At 64.8% G+C, this 16,408-nt stretch carries 11 protein-coding genes, 2 tRNA genes and 2 rRNA genes (1 of these 15 running past the window's edge); 6 read left to right on the forward strand and 9 right to left on the reverse strand.

The features are described 5' to 3' along the window. The 3 genes from G6P88_RS14105 to G6P88_RS14115 form a co-directional block, all read left to right on the forward strand. Positions 1 to 1,718 (forward strand): 23S ribosomal RNA (locus G6P88_RS14105) (it extends 1,071 nt beyond the left edge of the window). A 105-nt stretch (positions 1,719 to 1,823) separates the two neighbouring features. Further along, a 5S ribosomal RNA gene (gene rrf / locus G6P88_RS14110) occupies positions 1,824 to 1,938 on the forward strand. A 156-nt stretch (positions 1,939 to 2,094) separates the two neighbouring features. Beyond that, a tRNA-Met gene (locus tag G6P88_RS14115) sits at positions 2,095 to 2,171 on the forward strand. Between the two features lie 107 nt (positions 2,172 to 2,278). Here the strand turns inward: G6P88_RS14115 and G6P88_RS14120 are convergent. After that, positions 2,279 to 3,448, reverse strand: coding sequence for a glycosyltransferase (locus tag G6P88_RS14120; RefSeq protein WP_165323733.1), 1,170 nt, complete (start codon positions 3,446 to 3,448; stop codon positions 2,279 to 2,281). A 196-nt stretch (positions 3,449 to 3,644) separates the two neighbouring features. On the opposite strand from G6P88_RS14120, the gene G6P88_RS14125 reads away from it, so the two are divergent. After that, positions 3,645 to 4,775, forward strand: a complete 1,131-nt coding sequence (locus G6P88_RS14125) for a glycosyltransferase family 4 protein (protein WP_226946570.1) — start codon at positions 3,645 to 3,647, stop codon at positions 4,773 to 4,775. Here the strand turns inward: G6P88_RS14125 and G6P88_RS14130 are convergent. Further along, positions 4,690 to 5,598 carry a glucosamine inositolphosphorylceramide transferase family protein gene (locus G6P88_RS14130; protein WP_165323735.1) on the reverse strand — a complete coding sequence of 303 codons (909 nt, stop codon included), beginning with the start codon at positions 5,596 to 5,598 and terminating at the stop codon, positions 4,690 to 4,692. The two genes, G6P88_RS14125 and G6P88_RS14130, sit on opposite strands and share 86 nt — an antisense overlap. 2 nt (positions 5,599 to 5,600) lie before the next feature. Then, positions 5,601 to 6,791, reverse strand: a complete 1,191-nt coding sequence (locus tag G6P88_RS14135) for a hypothetical protein (protein WP_165325201.1) — start codon at positions 6,789 to 6,791, stop codon at positions 5,601 to 5,603. Between the two features lie 116 nt (positions 6,792 to 6,907). Between G6P88_RS14135 and G6P88_RS14140 the strand changes: the two genes are divergently transcribed. Continuing rightward, the gene (locus G6P88_RS14140; RefSeq protein ID WP_165323736.1) at positions 6,908 to 8,032 is read left to right on the forward strand and encodes a sphingomyelin phosphodiesterase; all 1,125 of its coding nucleotides are present in this window, start codon (positions 6,908 to 6,910) and stop codon (positions 8,030 to 8,032) included. A 43-nt stretch (positions 8,033 to 8,075) separates the two neighbouring features. Here G6P88_RS14140 and G6P88_RS14145 read toward each other — a convergent pair whose 3' ends face one another. Further along, a complete protein-coding gene (locus tag G6P88_RS14145) occupies positions 8,076 to 10,028 on the reverse strand; it encodes an asparagine synthetase B family protein (protein WP_165323737.1) in 1,953 nt (650 codons plus the stop codon). 193 nt (positions 10,029 to 10,221) lie between these two features. On the opposite strand from G6P88_RS14145, the gene G6P88_RS14150 reads away from it, so the two are divergent. Then, a tRNA-Gly gene (locus G6P88_RS14150) sits at positions 10,222 to 10,295 on the forward strand. Positions 10,296 to 10,354: 59 nt separating this feature from the next. Here G6P88_RS14150 and G6P88_RS14155 read toward each other — a convergent pair. The 5 genes from G6P88_RS14155 to G6P88_RS14175 form a co-directional block, all read right to left on the reverse strand. Continuing rightward, positions 10,355 to 11,245 (reverse strand): LysR family transcriptional regulator, encoded by an 891-nt coding sequence (locus G6P88_RS14155; RefSeq protein WP_165323738.1) that lies wholly within the window; start codon positions 11,243 to 11,245, stop codon positions 10,355 to 10,357. 86 nt (positions 11,246 to 11,331) lie between these two features. Then, positions 11,332 to 11,796, reverse strand: coding sequence for a nuclear transport factor 2 family protein (locus tag G6P88_RS14160; protein ID WP_165323739.1), 465 nt, complete (start codon positions 11,794 to 11,796; stop codon positions 11,332 to 11,334). Positions 11,797 to 11,843: 47 nt separating this feature from the next. Further along, on the reverse strand, positions 11,844 to 13,916 hold the full coding sequence (locus G6P88_RS14165) for a 2Fe-2S iron-sulfur cluster-binding protein (protein ID WP_165323740.1): 2,073 nt from the start codon (positions 13,914 to 13,916) through the stop codon (positions 11,844 to 11,846). A 62-nt stretch (positions 13,917 to 13,978) separates the two neighbouring features. Beyond that, positions 13,979 to 14,590, reverse strand: a complete 612-nt coding sequence (locus G6P88_RS14170; protein WP_165323741.1) for a glutathione S-transferase family protein — start codon at positions 14,588 to 14,590, stop codon at positions 13,979 to 13,981. 169 nt (positions 14,591 to 14,759) lie between these two features. Next, complete coding sequence (locus G6P88_RS14175) at positions 14,760 to 16,397, reverse strand: Na+/H+ antiporter (RefSeq protein ID WP_165323742.1); 1,638 nt, start codon at positions 16,395 to 16,397, stop codon at positions 14,760 to 14,762. Positions 16,398 to 16,408 lie beyond the last annotated feature (11 nt).

The following is a 16,408-nucleotide window of genomic DNA, read 5'->3' on the forward strand; positions in this document are numbered from 1 at the left end:
CAAAACAACCAGGAGGTTGGCTTAGAAGCAGCCATCCTTTAAAGAAAGCGTAACAGCTCACTGGTCTAAATAAGGGTTCCTGCGGCGAAGATGTAACGGGGCTCAAGACACGCACCGAAGCTTAGGGTGTGGATTTATCCACGCGGTAGCGGAGCGTTCCGTAAGCCTGTGAAGCGATCTGGTAATGGGTCGTGGAGGTATCGGAAGTGCGAATGCAGACATGAGTAGCGATAAACAGGGTGAGATGCCCTGTCGCCGAAAGACCAAGGGTTCCTGCGCAAGGCTAATCCGCGCAGGGTGAGCCGGCCCCTAAGACGAGCCCGAAGGGGGTAGTCGATGGGAACCACGTTAATATTCGTGGGCCTGGTGGTGTGTGACGGATCATGTGTGTTGTACGTCCTTAACGGATTGGACGTGCTTCGAAATGGTTCCAGGAAATAGCCCCACCGTATAGACCGTACCCGAAACCGACACAGGTGGTCAGGTAGAGTATACCAAGGCGCTTGAGAGAAGTGTGCTGAAGGAACTCGGCAAATTGCCTCCGTACCTTCGGAAGAAGGAGGCCCCATATATGCGCAAGCACTTATGGGGGGCACAGGCCAGGGGGTAGCGACTGTTTAGCAAAAACACAGGGCTCTGCTAAGTCGGCTTCAAGACGACGTATAGGGTCTGACGCCTGCCCGGTGCCTGAAGGTTAAGTGGAGGGGTGCAAGCTCCGAAATGAAGCCCAGGTAAACGGCGGCCGTAACTATAACGGTCCTAAGGTAGCGAAATTCCTTGTCGGGTAAGTTCCGACCTGCACGAATGGCGTAACGACTTCCCCACTGTCTCCAGCACATGCTCAGCGAAATTGAATTCTCCGTGAAGATGCGGAGTACCCGCGGTTAGACGGAAAGACCCCGTGCACCTTTACTGCAGCTTCAGAGTGGCATTAGGAAAGAATTGTGTAGCATAGGTGGGAGGCTTTGAAGCCAGGGCGCCAGCCCAGGTGGAGCCATAGGTGAAATACCACCCTGTTGTTTTCTGATGTCTAACCTCGAACCATGAAACTGGTTCAGGGACCCTCTGTGGCGGGTAGTTTGACTGGGGCGGTCGCCTCCCAAAGAGTAACGGAGGCGCGCGAAGGTTGGCTCAGGCCGGTTGGAAACCGGCTGTTAGAGTGCAATGGCATAAGCCAGCCTGACTGCGAGACTGACAAGTCGAGCAGAGACGAAAGTCGGTCATAGTGATCCGGTGGTCCCTCGTGGAAGGGCCATCGCTCAACGGATAAAAGGTACGCCGGGGATAACAGGCTGATAACCCCCAAGAGCTCATATCGACGGGGTTGTTTGGCACCTCGATGTCGGCTCATCACATCCTGGGGCTGGAGCAGGTCCCAAGGGTTTGGCTGTTCGCCAATTAAAGTGGTACGTGAGCTGGGTTCAGAACGTCGCGAGACAGTTTGGTCCCTATCTGCCGTGGGCGTCGATATTTGAGAGGAGTTGACCCTAGTACGAGAGGACCGGGTTGAACATACCTCTGGTGGACCTGTCGTGGCGCCAGCCGCGCAGCAGGGTAGCTATGTATGGACGGGATAACCGCTGAAAGCATCTAAGCGGGAAGCCTCCCTCAAGATAAGATATCTTAGAGCGGTCGAAGACCACGACCTTGATAGATCGGATGTGGAAGTGGGGTAACCCATGGAGCTAACCGATACTAATTGCTCTATTCGCGCTTCGAGAACCCCACCATCAACATCAATCCTGATGTCCAATGGTGGCGGATCTACATACAGCATCAAATATCTGCACGGTTTCTAGAACAATGATACGCGGTCCACATAGCTTGGTGGCCATAGCGTCTGTGACCCACCCGATCCCATCCCGAACTCGGACGTGAAACCAGACTGCGCCGATGGTACTAGCGCTTAAGCGGTGGAAGAGTAGGGCGTCGCCAGGCTTTGTCGACCGCGTATCCATACCCATTCACTTGTCAGCAGACCTCAAACGCCGGCGGCAGCATCCGCTACCTTGGCTCCGCGCTAACCGCGCAACGGCCATCCGGCCTTGCGGAGCTAACGCTCCGGGGACAAACATCCCAGGTCAACATCCTTGGCGCGGGGTGGAGCAGCCCGGTAGCTCGTCAGGCTCATAACCTGAAGGCCGCAGGTTCAAATCCTGCCCCCGCAACCAAATCAAACATACACCCCCCAGCATTCACCCCCGGTAGCTCAAGCACACCGGGGCTCCGCTCGTTTCCGGGCATCTTCCCTGACGCGCGTCGGGCCTCTGTTTGTGTGCTATTTCTGGCGGACCGCGATTTGCTGGTCGAACAGATCCAGATAGCGCTTCGCGATCCGGTCGATCCGGTGCCGCTCTACGAGCAGCGGCCCACTCACGACATCCGTCGCGCTCCGCAACCGCTTCTCTATCGTCCGGGCTATCGTCTCCACGTCGGCTGCGACGATCGCGCCGTCCTGGGGGCATTGAATTATCTCCTGGATCGCAGGCGAGCAGGCCGTGCTGATGACCGGCACACCGGCGACGAGCGCTTCGACGACAACCGCCGGATAGCCTTCATAGAGCGACGTCAGCAGGAACAGCTTCGCCCGCCGCAACGCCGGCTTCAGGTCGCGCACGTAGCCGCCGAACCTGACCTGATCGCCGATCCCCAGATCCGCGGCCAGCGCCTCAAGCGGAGCTCGTAACGGGCCTTCGCCGAGGATCAGAAGCTCGGCCTGGAGGCTGCGATCGACCTGCGCGACCGCCCGGATTGCCAGCTGGACGTTCTTCTGCGTGACCAGCCGTCCGGCACAGAGGATGATGTTCCGGCCGGGGCCATAAGCGGGGCGACACGCCCTGTCCTGCTCGTCCGCATTCGGTTCAGCGATCGTCGTGATCCCGTCACGGAGGAGCACGAGCCGCGCCTCTCGGGCGAGGGCGGGCGACATGGCTATGATCCGGTCGATATGTCGGGCCTGCCACCGCAGCAGCGCTCCGTGGAGCGTCTGGGCGATCCGCCCCCGACCAGGCCGGCATAGGGGATTGCTGAGCTTGCAGAATATCACCGGTCGCTGGTCACCCAGCATGATGTCCGTGATGGCGGCGACGGGGATGTGGAAATTGCCGGGCACGAACAGCAGGTCGGGCTGCACGCTGCGGACGAAGTCTGCCAGCCCCAGGCCCAGCCTGAGACGGGACAGGCGGCTGCGGGGGAGCTCGGGAGTCATGCCCATGATCGTAACGGAGGGTGCGACCAGTGCCCGTGCCGGGCCTTCGGTCACGCCAGCGAAGATGGTGACGCGCCGCCCGGCTGCCGCCCAGCGGTTTGCCAGCCGGATGGCGATCCGTTCGCTTCCGCCCGTGGAGAAGTCGTGCATCACGATAGCGATATGCGCAGCGATCGGCCCACCGGCGTGCGGCCGTCCGGCGGGGACCGGAGCTTCCGCCTCAATATGTTCATGTCGCATGGCATCTCCATCCCGCAGTGCTCCGCGCAGGGACGCCGCCTACGCCACCGATCCGCAGTCGCCTGCAACCTCGTGCCGGTGCGCGTCGTGTTTTTTTATACTCACCACCTTGTGGACTGCGGTCACGCCGCCGCTGCGGCGTCGACCGGTCATGCGTCCGTCCTCGCCACCGCCCGCCCCGCTGCGAATCGCCTATGTGATCAATTCGATGGAAGGTGGAGGCGCATCGGCGCCGATCGCCGCGATCGCAGAGGTGCTGCGACGATGCGGCGCCGAGATCCAGGTGCTCGCGCTTTGCTGGCGGGACGGGCGCGGTATTCCCGCCCTCCACGCAGCGGGAATTCCGGTCGAAGTCCGGGACGGAGCCGAAGCGGATCATGGCTCGGCCCTGAAATGGCTGTTGGCGCGTCTGCGTGCCATTCGTCCGGCGCTGATCTGGACCTCGCTGACGCGTGCCACTTTACTGGGCCAACTCGCGGGTCGCCGGCTCGGCCTGCCCGTCGTCAGCTGGCAGCACGCGGCCTATCTGAAGCCTGCCAATCGTCATCTGCTCCGTGCATCGCATGGCTTGTCGGCGCTGTGGGTGGCGGACTCCGATGCCGTGGCGGATTTTACCGCAGAGAAACTCGGTGTGACGCCGGACCGCCTGATCAGCTGGCCGATCTTCCGCGCCGACGCCTCCGCCGCGCCGGCCTCGCCGGGCACGAGACAGGGCCGACTGAGGATCGGTAGCCTGGGGCGACTTCACATGGTCAAAGGCTATGACACGCTGCTGCTTGCGGCCTCTTCGCTGCGCGCGCTCGACATCGATTTCGAGATCGAGATAGCGGGCGAAGGCCAGGAGCGTATCGCCCTGCAGGCGCAGGCCTCGGCACTCGGCCTCGACATGGTGCGTTTCTCGGGCTTCCACGCCGATCCCCAGACTTTTCTCGCCGGGCTGGATATCTATGTTCAGCCGTCGCGGTCCGAAGGCTTCTGCATCGCGGCGCACGAGGCGATGCAGGCCGGGCTGCCCGTGATCGCTTCTGCCGTCGGCGAACTGGCACGATCGGTACAGCCCGGGATCACCGGCGAGCTTGTCCCGCCCGGCCAACCCGACATATTGGTCATAAAGCTGGGATTGCTGCTGGACGACCCGGCCCGGCTGGCACGGCTGGGATCGGAAGCGCGCCGGCAGACGCTCGCGCGCTTTGGCCCCGACAGGTTCGAGGCCGCCGGCGGTGCTGTTCTGGAACGGTTGTTCAGCCTCGGAGTCTTGCCGGCAGCCGGCGGAGTTCGCGCTGCGCCTCTATTCCCAGTCCCCGAAGCGACAATGTCGTCCGCTTGACGTCGATCAGCGTAACCGCGCCCGCCCCCGAGAGAGTGTGCATCCCTTCGGCTGTTCCGCGCACAGCATCAGGCATTGCAACAGGCCCGGCGTAGCGCGCGGAAAAGCACTCGGGGGTCAGGGTTCCGACCTCGATCATCCCGATTCCTCCTCCATAAGTGTGCAGGCAATTCTGGACGGGCATCCGGAGAGTGCCCCCATCCAGGAGGGGGGTACCTCCCGGTCGCGCGCTCAGGGCGTTGTTCTGCACCGGATTTGCGGGATGGGGGCGCCAACCCGTGGTCAGGCTCTCGGAATAGGCGACGTGCAGGTTCGTCACTTTGCTGTGTCGATCCTTGGCCGCGGTGTAGAAGAGCCACCACAGGCCTCCGCAGCGAACGGGCGTCGCATCGACCGGGACGCAGTCCAGCGACAACACCGCCGCGCGCTGCCAGCCGAACGGAAAGTCGGTCGCTCGATACAGCGTCAGTTGTCCCGAGCGATGGGCTTCGGGCAGCATCCACGTCTCTCCCTCCGCCTCGAAGACGAACGGATAGGAAAGGTGCCATGGCTCGGCCAGCACACGCCGCCGATCGACCAGCCTGAAATCCCGATCATAGATCAGCACCTCGATCGTTCCGCGCCGATCGCGATAGTCGAAATGCTCGACGAACAGGTTGAGCATGCCGTCACGCCATAGGCCGAACGGGTCGGCCAGAAAGGCATAGGGCCTTTCCTCAGGCAACCAATGGAGCGCCGCATCGCCTATGCCTCCGGCCGCCACGATATCGGCGAGCGGACGGTCGACGATGGCCGGCCGCCAGATGTCCTTGCGAAGAGGCATGATCAGACCGCGATCGGCACATGTGTCTCCGGAACCGTCACCGCCGCGCCAAGCCGGTCGAGTATCGCAAGGGCAGCGCGGACGGCGGATGGTTCGGGCGTCAGGTCCACGCTGTCGTCGAACAGGCGCCGCTGAATGGCGGCATAGCGGCTGTGCGAGATCATTGCCCAGTCGAGCGCGGCCTCGAGATGCGCAGGGTCGCCGATCACCGGGCCGGCGGCCCAGTGCGCATAGTTGGGATCGCTTCGCCAGTCGACACCGTGGCTGTTCAGGAACAGGCAGGGGCGGGGGCGATAGAGGAACTCGTAGATCTGGCTGCTGACGTCGCCGAGGTAGATGTCCGCCGTGAGCGTATAGCTCATGTCGGTCGATGCCGCACTGCCCAGGTCGATATGAATATTGGGCGCCTCGCTGAAGCGGGTAGCGATCCTGCCCGGCCGGTCGATGCGAAGCTTGTCGATGGTGACCACGAAAGGTCGGTGGAAAAGCATCACATGGGGCGCGAAGATGAGGTTGAACCGGTCGTCGCGCAGAAAATGCTCGAGCACCGCCCGGCCATGGACATACCAGGAGGACAGGTGTGGCGAGGGGTGCGGATTGTAGAGCACGGTCGGCTTGCCATTGTCCTGCATCGGCAGGCGTGGGCGACTTTGCCCAAGCAAGTCGAATTTCGCATATCCGACCATGCTGATCCTGTCGGGGGCCACGCCCGCTTCGTCGATCAGCCGGCGTCGTATCTTCGGTCCCGACACGAGGACATGGTCGAACCCTGCGCTGGCCTTGTTGAAGCCGATTGCCCGGTCACCCGCGCCATGACGCGTATGGATGATCGGCAGGTTCAGCCCATAGCGGGTCTTCAAAATCAACGACGTCTTCTCGGTTACCACCAGCGCGTCGAGCGTCCCGAACAGGTCGAGATTGTCGCGATACATGCCGATCTTGCGTATCGGCAGCGCCCATTCGAGCCCGCGTGCCAGCAGACGGGTCGAGACGCGGCGCAGCGAGAGTTCGACGATTTCGATCTCGTCGACCGCCGGGCCAGCCAGCCGATGTACCTCCGCGGTCAGCGCGGGGTTGGTCGTTGCGACCACCACATGCGTCGTGGGCGACAGCCGCCGCATGGCAAGCGCTATGGGCAGGGCGTGGGCGACCTGGTGAACCTGGTCGTGGTTGAAGAGAAAGCCGATCCTCATGCGCGCCACGACGCCGCCCGCGACGGGGCGCCGCAGCCTGGCCAGAAAAAATTTCGGTCCAACTGTGGTGGGCGGCCCTCCGGATCGTCTCGCCGCAAAATGCGAGGACCGACGGGATGAGCCTTTTCGACTATGGGAAACGGATTGCCACGCTTGCCCTGCTAACGGCGGGGCTCGTTTCGATGCCGACGCGGAGCGGTGTGCCGGCTGGCCCCAAACCTTCTGCGGCTCGCATGGCCGACAGCGGCGCCTTGACCGTCATGACCTACAATGTCGAAGGGCTGCCCTGGCCGATAAGGTTCGGGCGTCAGGCTGCCTTCCGACAGATGGGCGATCGGCTCGCAGCGCTGCGGCGGGAGGGACGGCAGCCGCATATCGTCCTGCTGCAGGAGGCCTTCACCGAGGACGCGAAAAGCATCGGGCGGCAGGCCGGCTACGCCTTCACCGCCGATGGGCCTGGCTCCGACCTGCGCAGCACGGCCGCGCCGACGCCGGCCGATACGGCCTTTCTGCGCAATGCGAGCTTCTTTGCCGGAGAACGCAGCGGGAAGCTGCTCGGTAGCGGTCTCCAGATCCTGTCCGACTATCCGATCCGGTCGGTGCGCCGCATGGCCTTCCCCGATTTCGCCTGCGCCGGGTTCGACTGCCTGGCCAACAAGGGCGCCTTGCTCGCCATGATCGATGTCCCCGGAAGCCCGGCTCCCGTTGCGGTCGTCGACGCTCATCTGAACTCGCGGCGGGCATCCCATGTCGACGACGATCGATCGCTTTACGCCTATCGTCGCCAGATCGATGCGCTCGCTGCCTTCCTGACCGCTAATCTTCGGCCTGATACGCCTCTCATCCTGGCCGGCGACTTCAATGTCGGACCCCGCCCTTCCCGCTTATCCTATTTTCTGTCCCACCTCCGCGCGATAAGCGGGCATGTCGGCGGCGGTGTCCATGATGCCCTGCGGACCTGCGAGACGGCACCGGGTCGTTGCGGGGGCAGCTTGCCGGCAGACGCAGCCTATTCGCTGAAACGCGCGCGCGACTGGGAGATCGTGATGCCCGGATCCCGCCTGGCGATGGATGTCGCGGGGATCAGCGTGCCCTTCGGCCACGATGCCGCCGGCGAAATGCTGTCGGATCATGTCGGCTACGTCGCCCGTTATCGCCTGAGCGCCGCCATGTCCGCGCATCTCGACAGTGCGGGATCACGGTTGCGCGAGCGATCGGATCAGGCCGGTTGCACGGCATGAGAGCCGCCATGCCCTCGGATCGATCTGCGGCCGTGATATCTGTTCAGTGATTGCCGGCTTCGAGCTTGCGCAGAAAATGCGCAGCCGACAGTGCCCGCGTGATCCGAAGATGATAACGCGTCGCCATGGCTTGGGTTTCGGGCTCGCCCTCCATCTGCGGGAAGCCCGCCGCATCGGCGATCAGGGCGTCCAGATCCATCAGGGCGGCGGCGGTCGGGCTATGCCGCGCCCGTTCCAGCTCGATGGCCAATGCGGGGAAAGCCTGCCGCATTCGGGTTGCCCAATCGGCCGATTGCAGGCCCTTCTGGCGGGCTTGAACCGCTTCCTGCGGCAGCCGGTCGCCAAACGCCGCCTTGAACAGCCAGGCTGTTTCACCGTCGTGCAGGAAGAGCTCGGTCGGCACGGCCGACAGAAACTCGACCAATCGGATGTCGCCCGTGGGATCGCGCACGTCGAGCCCCGTCGACGCCAGGATACCCTTCATGTGCATGGCCAGATAGTCGATCCGCCACAACACCATCCGCCGCATCGCGTGGACATCGCCCCAAGCCTGATAGCGCGTGTCGAATCCGATGTCTGAGACATGATTCCTGAACGCGGGGGAGGCGGCTATTTCTTCTCTCAAAGCGGTATATTCGCTGAGGACATAGTCGGCCCGCCCGAACAGGCGGCGGAGCATTATGACCACGGCTTGCGGCAGGTGCGGCACGATGCTGACCGATAGCAGGCCGCGCAGGCTGTCATGCCCCTTGCGCCGCATCGCCAGAATCTCGCGTCCCCAGGCGAAAAGTTGGCCTCGGCCCAGAAGTTCGGCAAGTCGCTGCGTTCCAAGCGTGCTGACCGTCATGTTCCCATGCTGGCCGGTCAGAAGCAGCGACGCCCCCCGGGCGGCCGCCGTTCGGGCGATCTCGCTTTCCCACAGGCTGTTCGTGGGGTTGAGCAGCGGATATTCGTGGTGATGAAAGTTGCTGTCGAAATCGTCGCCGACCTGGCGGTGGACGCAGTCGATGAGGATGTGATCGATATTTGCGTGCAGCGCTGCCGTTTTGGCCGCCGCGGGCCCCTCATTGCCGAAACGCCCCGCCGCAGGGAAAAGCGGTGCGCCGGGCAGCGGGACATGGGTATAGGCAGCCAGCCTCTGGCCGCTCTTCGCAAGCTGTGCCGCTGTGGTTACGGCGACAAGACCGCTGTCGCGTCCGGCGCTCAGATGCGCCGCGACGCCGCCGGTGGTACGCAGGGAATCGGCTACCGCGCGATCGAACAGCGCCCTGAAGGCGTCGACATAGTCCTCGAGCCGCGAGAAGCGCGGGGAGCGATCGCGCTCGCGTTCGTACCAGGTGATGATCTCGACCTGGCCATTCGCGTGAAGGCGAAGCATCCCGCCCGGTTCGACACGGTCGATGCCAGCGAAGAAACTGCGCGGGCCGACATGGGGCAACAGGGCCAGATGGTCCCGCACCCGCTCCGCATCGGGGGCCAGTGGCACGTCGGGTAGGGCGTGCAGCCCCTTGGCCATGCTGGCGAACAGGACACGCCCATGGCTTCGGTGAACGAACAGCGGGCGCTGGCCGAGAGGATCGCGTATCAGCCGCAGGATCCGCGTTCGCGCATCCCACAGCGCGAAGGCATAGCTGCCCTTGAGTCGCTCCAGCGCATCCTCGCCCCAGCGCTCCCAGGCCGCGAGGATATAATCGGCGTCGCACATCATGCGCGTCCGCTCCGCGTCGAGGCCCAGGGCTTCGGCGAGCTCGGGCCGATTGTCTATCCGGGCATCGGCGACAAGGAAAAGCCCCCCGTCCGCTCCGGTGAGAGGCTGCCGATCATAGCGGTCCTCCGGCAGCATCCGGGCAAGCTGGATTCCCAGGGCGAATTCGCCAAGATCCGCGCGGCCGCTGCGATCGCGCCCATAAACGGCAAGCGCCGCCTGCATCCGCGCACATTCGTCTGCCGCGCCCGGCGCGCCATCGAAATGCCAGCTGCCGCAGATGCCCGTCATGCAGTGTTACCCTTTGCGTTTCCAGCTTGCCCGGCGCTGCCTGTATCGCATGAGGGAAGGGAGGCAACCGCGATCGCGCGAAAGCGGAGCCGGACGCCGCCGCGGCGATTCTTCAGGACGATGCGCGGTTGACGATGCTACCGACATGATGGCATTGGGGCGCCCTCGGCAGACGAGACCGAGAACCCGGTGAGCGGGTGTAGCATAGTGGTAATGCTCCAGCCTTCCAAGCTGGCTAGGAGGGTTCGATTCCCTTCACCCGCTCCAGCACACAGCATCTTCGACAACAGCGCCCATTTGGCCTTGCCGATCGGTGCCAGTCTCCATCAGTTGAACAACGGGTTTTCGCGCAATCTCGCCGTGGCGAGGGTTACGAAAGCGCGGACCTTGGCGGGGGCGTTGCGGCCTTGCGGATAGAGGATGTGGACCGGAAGCGGGGGCTCCTCATGGTCGGTAAGCACGATCCGCAACTCGCCCGCGCGCAGGGCCGGCCCGATCTGGTAATGAAGTACCCGCGTCAGCGCATGCCCCGACCGGGCGGCCGCGATGACGGCCTCGTTGGTGTTGCATTGCAGGGCGGCGTCGATCGTCACGCGCTGGTCGTCGGCGAACCGCCATTCGGGCGATGCCCAGGCACTGGTCGATGCGGCGATCCGATGCTGCCTCAGATCGGCGGGCGAGGTCGGCACGCCATGTCTGTCGAAATAATCCGGGGACCCGCAGACGACCCTTCGTACCGAACCGACCTTGATCGCGGTAAAGCCGGAGTCGGCCAGATGGCCGATCCTTATGGCGACGTCGACCCCCTCGTCGATGAGGTTGACCGGTCGATCGACGAACAAGGTCCGCCCGCCTGCGGAGGGGTGTTGCGCGAGATATTCGGTCATGATGGGCAAGACGTACATATGCCCGAACATCACCGAGGCGGTGACGGCCAGGGTGCCGCTGGGCGTCGCATAAGAGCCTGCCGCGGCGGCTTCGGCCTCGGCGATGTCGGCCAGGATCCGCCGGCAGTCTTCCAGGTAGCGCGCGCCGGCCTCGGTCATCCGGACCGATCTGGTGGTGCGCACGAACAGCTGCGCGCCGATCAGCTCCTCCAGCGCGGCAACGGCACGGGTCACGGCCGGAGCACTCATGTGCAGGATCCGCGCCGTTTCCGCAAAACCGCCGGTCTCGGCCACTTTCACGAAGATTCGCATCGCCTGCCACCGGTCCATTCCAGTCCCCCCTTCACAGGCGTTGCATAGTCGACGGGGAAGGGCGCGTCGATCAGGCCGGCCCGGTCGCGCGCCCTGGCCGGCGGTCAGAGGCCGAGATCGCTCAGGCCCGGGTGATCGTCCGGGCGCCGGCCCAGCGGCCAGCGGAATTTGCGGTCTTCCTCGCGGATCGGCATCTCGTTGATGCTCGCATGGCGATGCGCCATCAGGCCGTCCTCGGCGAACTCCCAATTCTCATTGCCATAGGCGCGGAACCACTGGCCGCTGTCGTTGCGATATTCATAGGCATAGCGGACGGCGATGCGGTTGCCGGTAAAGGCCCACAGTTCCTTGATCAGGCGATAGTCGAGCTCGGTCTTCCACTTGCGGGTCAGGAACGCCTGCGCCTGATCGCGGTTCTCGGCGAAGTCGACGCGGTTCCGCCAGCGCGTGTCCGGCGTATAGGCAAGCGCGACCTTGGCTGCGTCGCGGCTGTTCCAGCCATCTTCGGCAAGGCGAACCTTCTCGACCGCGCTTTCGCGGGTGAACGGGGGGAGGGGAGGTCTGGTCATATCTGTTTCCTTCGTCGATGGTGGGAGACGGATTGTCGCTACTGCCGTCACAGGGCCAGCTGGATGGAGGGCTCGGTATCGCCTTCCGCTTCGGCGGGGACGGCGCTGCAGAGCAGAAGCTCATCGTCCGCAAGCACGATACCGGGCGTGCGGATATGGGTGACGGCGCCGCGCAGAAGCCGGGTCTTGCAGGTTCCGCACGATCCTTCGCGGCAGCCGAATTCCGGGGTCAGGCCGCGCGCTTCCGCCAAGTCCAGCAGCGTACCCGTACCGGGTGTCCAGCGCGCCTCCTTCAGCGAATCCATGAAGGCCACGGCCACCTGCTTCGTCGATGGTGGGCTGGCCGGCGCGGCGGCGGATGCTGCTGGGTCGACCGTGCGCTGCAGGGACGAAGGGCCGAATGTCTCGGCGTGGATCTGGTCGTCGGCGATGTTGAGCTGCCGCAATCCGTCGTAGAGCCCCTGGGTGAAGGCGGATGGCCCGCAGAGATGGAAATCATAGTCGCCGAAGGGCAGGAAGCGCGACAGCAGCGCCATGTCGATCCGCCCTGCAGCGTCGTAATCGACGCCTTCCCTCGCACCATCGGTGCGGCTGAGGATGCGGATCAGCTTCAGGCTGCCGTAGGACGCATCGACCAGCGCGTCGAGCTCGCGGTCGAAGGGCCGCTCGGCGAGCGATCGGGCCGCATGGAACAGGAAGATCGGTCGGATCGCCTGCCTGCGCACCCCTTCGAAGACCACGTGCCGGGCCATGGCCATCATCGGGGTAATGCCGACGCCACCCGCCAGCAGCACCGCCGGTCGCAAGCCCCGGGCGTCGATGGTGAAGTCGCCAGAGGGCCGGCGCGCCTCGATCATGTCGCCGACCGCGATCCGATCGTGCAGATAGCGCGAAACCGCGCCGTCGCGCTTCACGCTGATCCGATAGCCCTCGTCCGAGGGGGCGGTCGAAATCGTGTAGGTCCGTATCAGGGGCCTGTCGGAACCGGGCAGGGTTACCCGTATCGGAAGATGCTGGCCGGCGCGATGCGGCAGCAGGCCGGCTCCGTCGTCTGCCAGCAGATGGAAAGAGCGAATGCTGCTGCTTTCGTCGACGATCCTGGCGACGCGCAGCGGGAGCCAGCTGTTCGAGAGCGCGGCGGCGCGAAGCCTTTCGGCGGCCTGGGTCCAATCGCCGGTCATAAGGGCATGGGGCGACCAGCTCTCCTCGCCGCGGAAGGCCCAGCGCAGAGCGAGCGCACCACGGCGCAGTACGATCCGGCGGGGACGGAAGGTCCATAGCCGCTCCGCGCCCTGAAAGGCTTCGATTTCGGGCGAGTCGAATAATATCTCGGCATCTCCGATCATCTGCAGCATGTCGCCGCTGGCATGGTCGACGAACAGCAGGCCCGCCTTGCCGTTGAGCAGGATGTTGCCCAGCGTGTTGAAGAACAGGTTTCCGTCGAAGTCGGGGATGGTCAGAACGCCGTCGGCATCCGCGCGCACGAAGCCTGCCTTGCCGCCGCGATGCGACACGTCGACCTGCCGCTGCCCGTCGCGATCGGCGTAGGAGGCCACGAAGAAGCTGTCCGCAGTTGCGATCATGGTGCGCGTCGCCTGATCGAGCGCCGCGAGGCTCTCCACCGGACCATCATGGGGCAGGGTCACGTCGCGGGCAAAGCCGGCATCGCGCAGCTGGATGTAGCGGGGGCAATTGCCGAAGCTCTGGTCGACATCGACGCGCAGGACGCTGCCCGCGTCCGTCAGCGTTCCGTTCATGCGGTTGCGCCGGCGGCTGTGCATCTCGATGCCCAACAAGCCCAGCGGCCGACCGGTGCCGATGCCCGGCGCGGCCGGATCGCCTGCCTGCGGGCGCGCGGCGATGTCGAGCCTTTTCGGTGTCGGGGACGCCATGAAGCCGGGTTGCCCTTCGAGGATCGTTGCCCAGGCATCGCCCCCATCGTCGACGCTTCCGACCACGATGAACGGCAGCTGGGCATAGAAGGCGCGATGCTGGTCGGGCATATGATCCCTGATCACGCGGGCGCCCACCTCGGCCATCCGCCCGGCAACGCCAAGCCGTTCCTGGATAAGCCGCTCGCCTTCGTGCCACACCGGGAGTTTGTTGGGCTGTCCTGACATTGCCGGGTCCTTTCGTGCCGTTCCGGGGCAAGGCGCGCGCATGGCCGCGCGCGTCCTTTCGTTCAGGCGGCGAGCCCGACCGGCGTCCGCGCAAAGGGCACGAAGCCCGGCAAGGCTTCGATCCGGGCGAGGAAGTCGTTCACGGCTGGATAGGCCGAGAGATCGACATTGCCCTCCGGCGCGCGCGCGACATAGCTGTAGAGCGCGATGTCGGCGATCGTCGGGGCCGACCCGGCCAGCCATGCGCTCTCCGCAAGTCGCGCCTCCAGAAGCCCGAGCAGGCGGTGCGAGCGAGCGATGACCTCATCGGCGTCGAACGCGGCGCCGAAGACGGTGATCAAGCGTGCGGCGGCCGGACCGTAAGCGAGCTCGCCCGCCGCGACCGAGAGCCAGCGCTGTACCGCCGCCTCGCCCTCGGCATCCTCGGGCAGCCAGTGGGTGGGCCCGGCCTTGCGCGCCAGATAGACGAGGATCGCATTGGAATCGGAGATCACGACATCGCCGTCGATGAGCACCGGCACCTGTCCGAAAGGATTGAGTTTCAGGAAGTCGGGGCGCTTGTGCGCGCCTGCCGCCAGATCGACTTCGACGCGTTCATGCGCAACGCCCAAAAGCGATGCGAACAGAATAGCGCGGTGGGCATGGCCCGAAAGCGGGTGATGATAGAGCTTCATGGATTCGGCCTCTGCTGGGGACCGGAGCTGCCCGATCCATGTGCCAAGGCTGCGCGCACGCAGTGCTTTCGAGAAGCCGCGTTCTCCAAACCTCACTATTGCTTCCAGCGTAATAATCCGGACCGCTCTGGATGCGCTTTGCTTTGTCCGGGCGTTTCGCTGAACGCCGTCAGCCGCCTGCCGTGACGTAGCGGACTTCCTGCAGGTCGAGTTCGCGCACGAGCTTGCGCGCGGTTTCGCTGCCCAGCTCGCGCTTGCGGACGCGGCGGAAGATTTCGCGGCGTTCGGCCTTGAGTGCGGCGAGGCGCAATTCGCGCTCGATCTTCTCCAGACTGCGCGCCAGCGCCTGTTCCTCCGCGGCGCCGCGATGCGTCTCCATCCGCATGCGATAGCCGTCCATGATCCGCGACGCGGCGGCGACATAGATGTCGGCATCGTCGCGGCCGGCTGCCATCTCATGCTCCAGCCGCTCGACCGCGGCGATCGCGGCCTGCGCCGCAGCCACGCGTGCGCGATTCTCCTCGGCCAGATGCGAGGGTTCCTCGGGCAGCTTCAGGTCGTGCAGCAGCCAGGGAAGGGTGACGCTGGCGGTCAGCAGCGAGACGATGATGACGCCCATCGCCAGGAAGATGGCGAGGTCCCGTGCCGGGAAGGGCGAGCCATCGGGCATCGCCAGCGGGAGCGTCAGCACGCCCGCCAGCGTGATTGCCCCACGCACGCCGGCGAAGGAGGTCGCTGCCACGGCGCGCCAGTTGGGCGCCCGCTTCCATTCGCCGGCGCGAAAGAACGTCCAGCGCAGGGAAACCCAAACCCACAGGAAGCGCAGGGAGGCCAGGCCGACGTTGAGGGCCAGCACATAGATGGCAAGCCACCAGATCTCCCGGTGCCCCGTCGCCCGGACAATGTCGGCGGCGCCCTCGACGATGCCCGGCAACTGTTCGCCCAGAAGCACGAAGATGATGCCGTTGGCGACGAACTGGATCACGTCCCAGATCGAGTTGCGGCGGATGCGCGTGGCGGCGGCGACCTCGCCCCGGCTTTCGACGAAGCCCATGGTCAGGCCCGCCGCGACGGCGGCCAGGATGCCGGAGCAGTGGATCTGTTCTGCGAACAGATAGGAGCCGAAGGGGATCAGCAGGCTGATGACGATCTGCGCGCCGCCCTCTTCGCCATAGCGTCGGCTGACGAATGCCTTGGCACGGGCGACGCCCCAGGTCACGCCGACGCCGACCGCAATGCCGCCGAGCGCCACCCAGAGGAAGCTGAGCGCGGCCTGCTGGATCGAGAAGGTCCCGGTCAGCGCCGCAGCGACCGCGAAGCGCAGGCAGACCAGGCCGGAGGCGTCGTTGAGCAGCGACTCGCCCTCCAATATGTGCATCATCCGCTTGGGGATGGGCACGCGCTGTGCGATCGCCGACACCGCGATCGGATCGGTCGGCGAGATCACCGCCGCCAGCGCGAAGGCGACCGCCAGCGGCATGGATGGGATCATCCAGTGGATGAACAGCCCCATGCCGAGGACGGTGAACAGCACCAGACCCAGCGCGAGCTCGAGGACGGTCTGGGCGTCCCGGAACAGTTCCTCGCGCGGAATGCGCCACCCGTCGAGGAACAGCAAAGGCGGCAGGAACAGCAGGAAGAAGATTTCCGGATCGAGCTCGACCCGCCAGTCCGCGACGAGCCCGATCGCGGCGCCGAGTGCGATCTGGAACAGCGGGCGCGGCAAGGGCAGCGGAACGGCGCGCGACAAGATGCCGCTGAGCACCACCGCCAGGAGAAGCAGAAGAATGATCGTGATGGAGTCCAAAAGCTCGGTTC

The organism is Rhizorhabdus phycosphaerae (assembly GCF_011044255.1).
GTDB classification, from domain to species: domain Bacteria; phylum Pseudomonadota; class Alphaproteobacteria; order Sphingomonadales; family Sphingomonadaceae; genus Rhizorhabdus; species Rhizorhabdus phycosphaerae.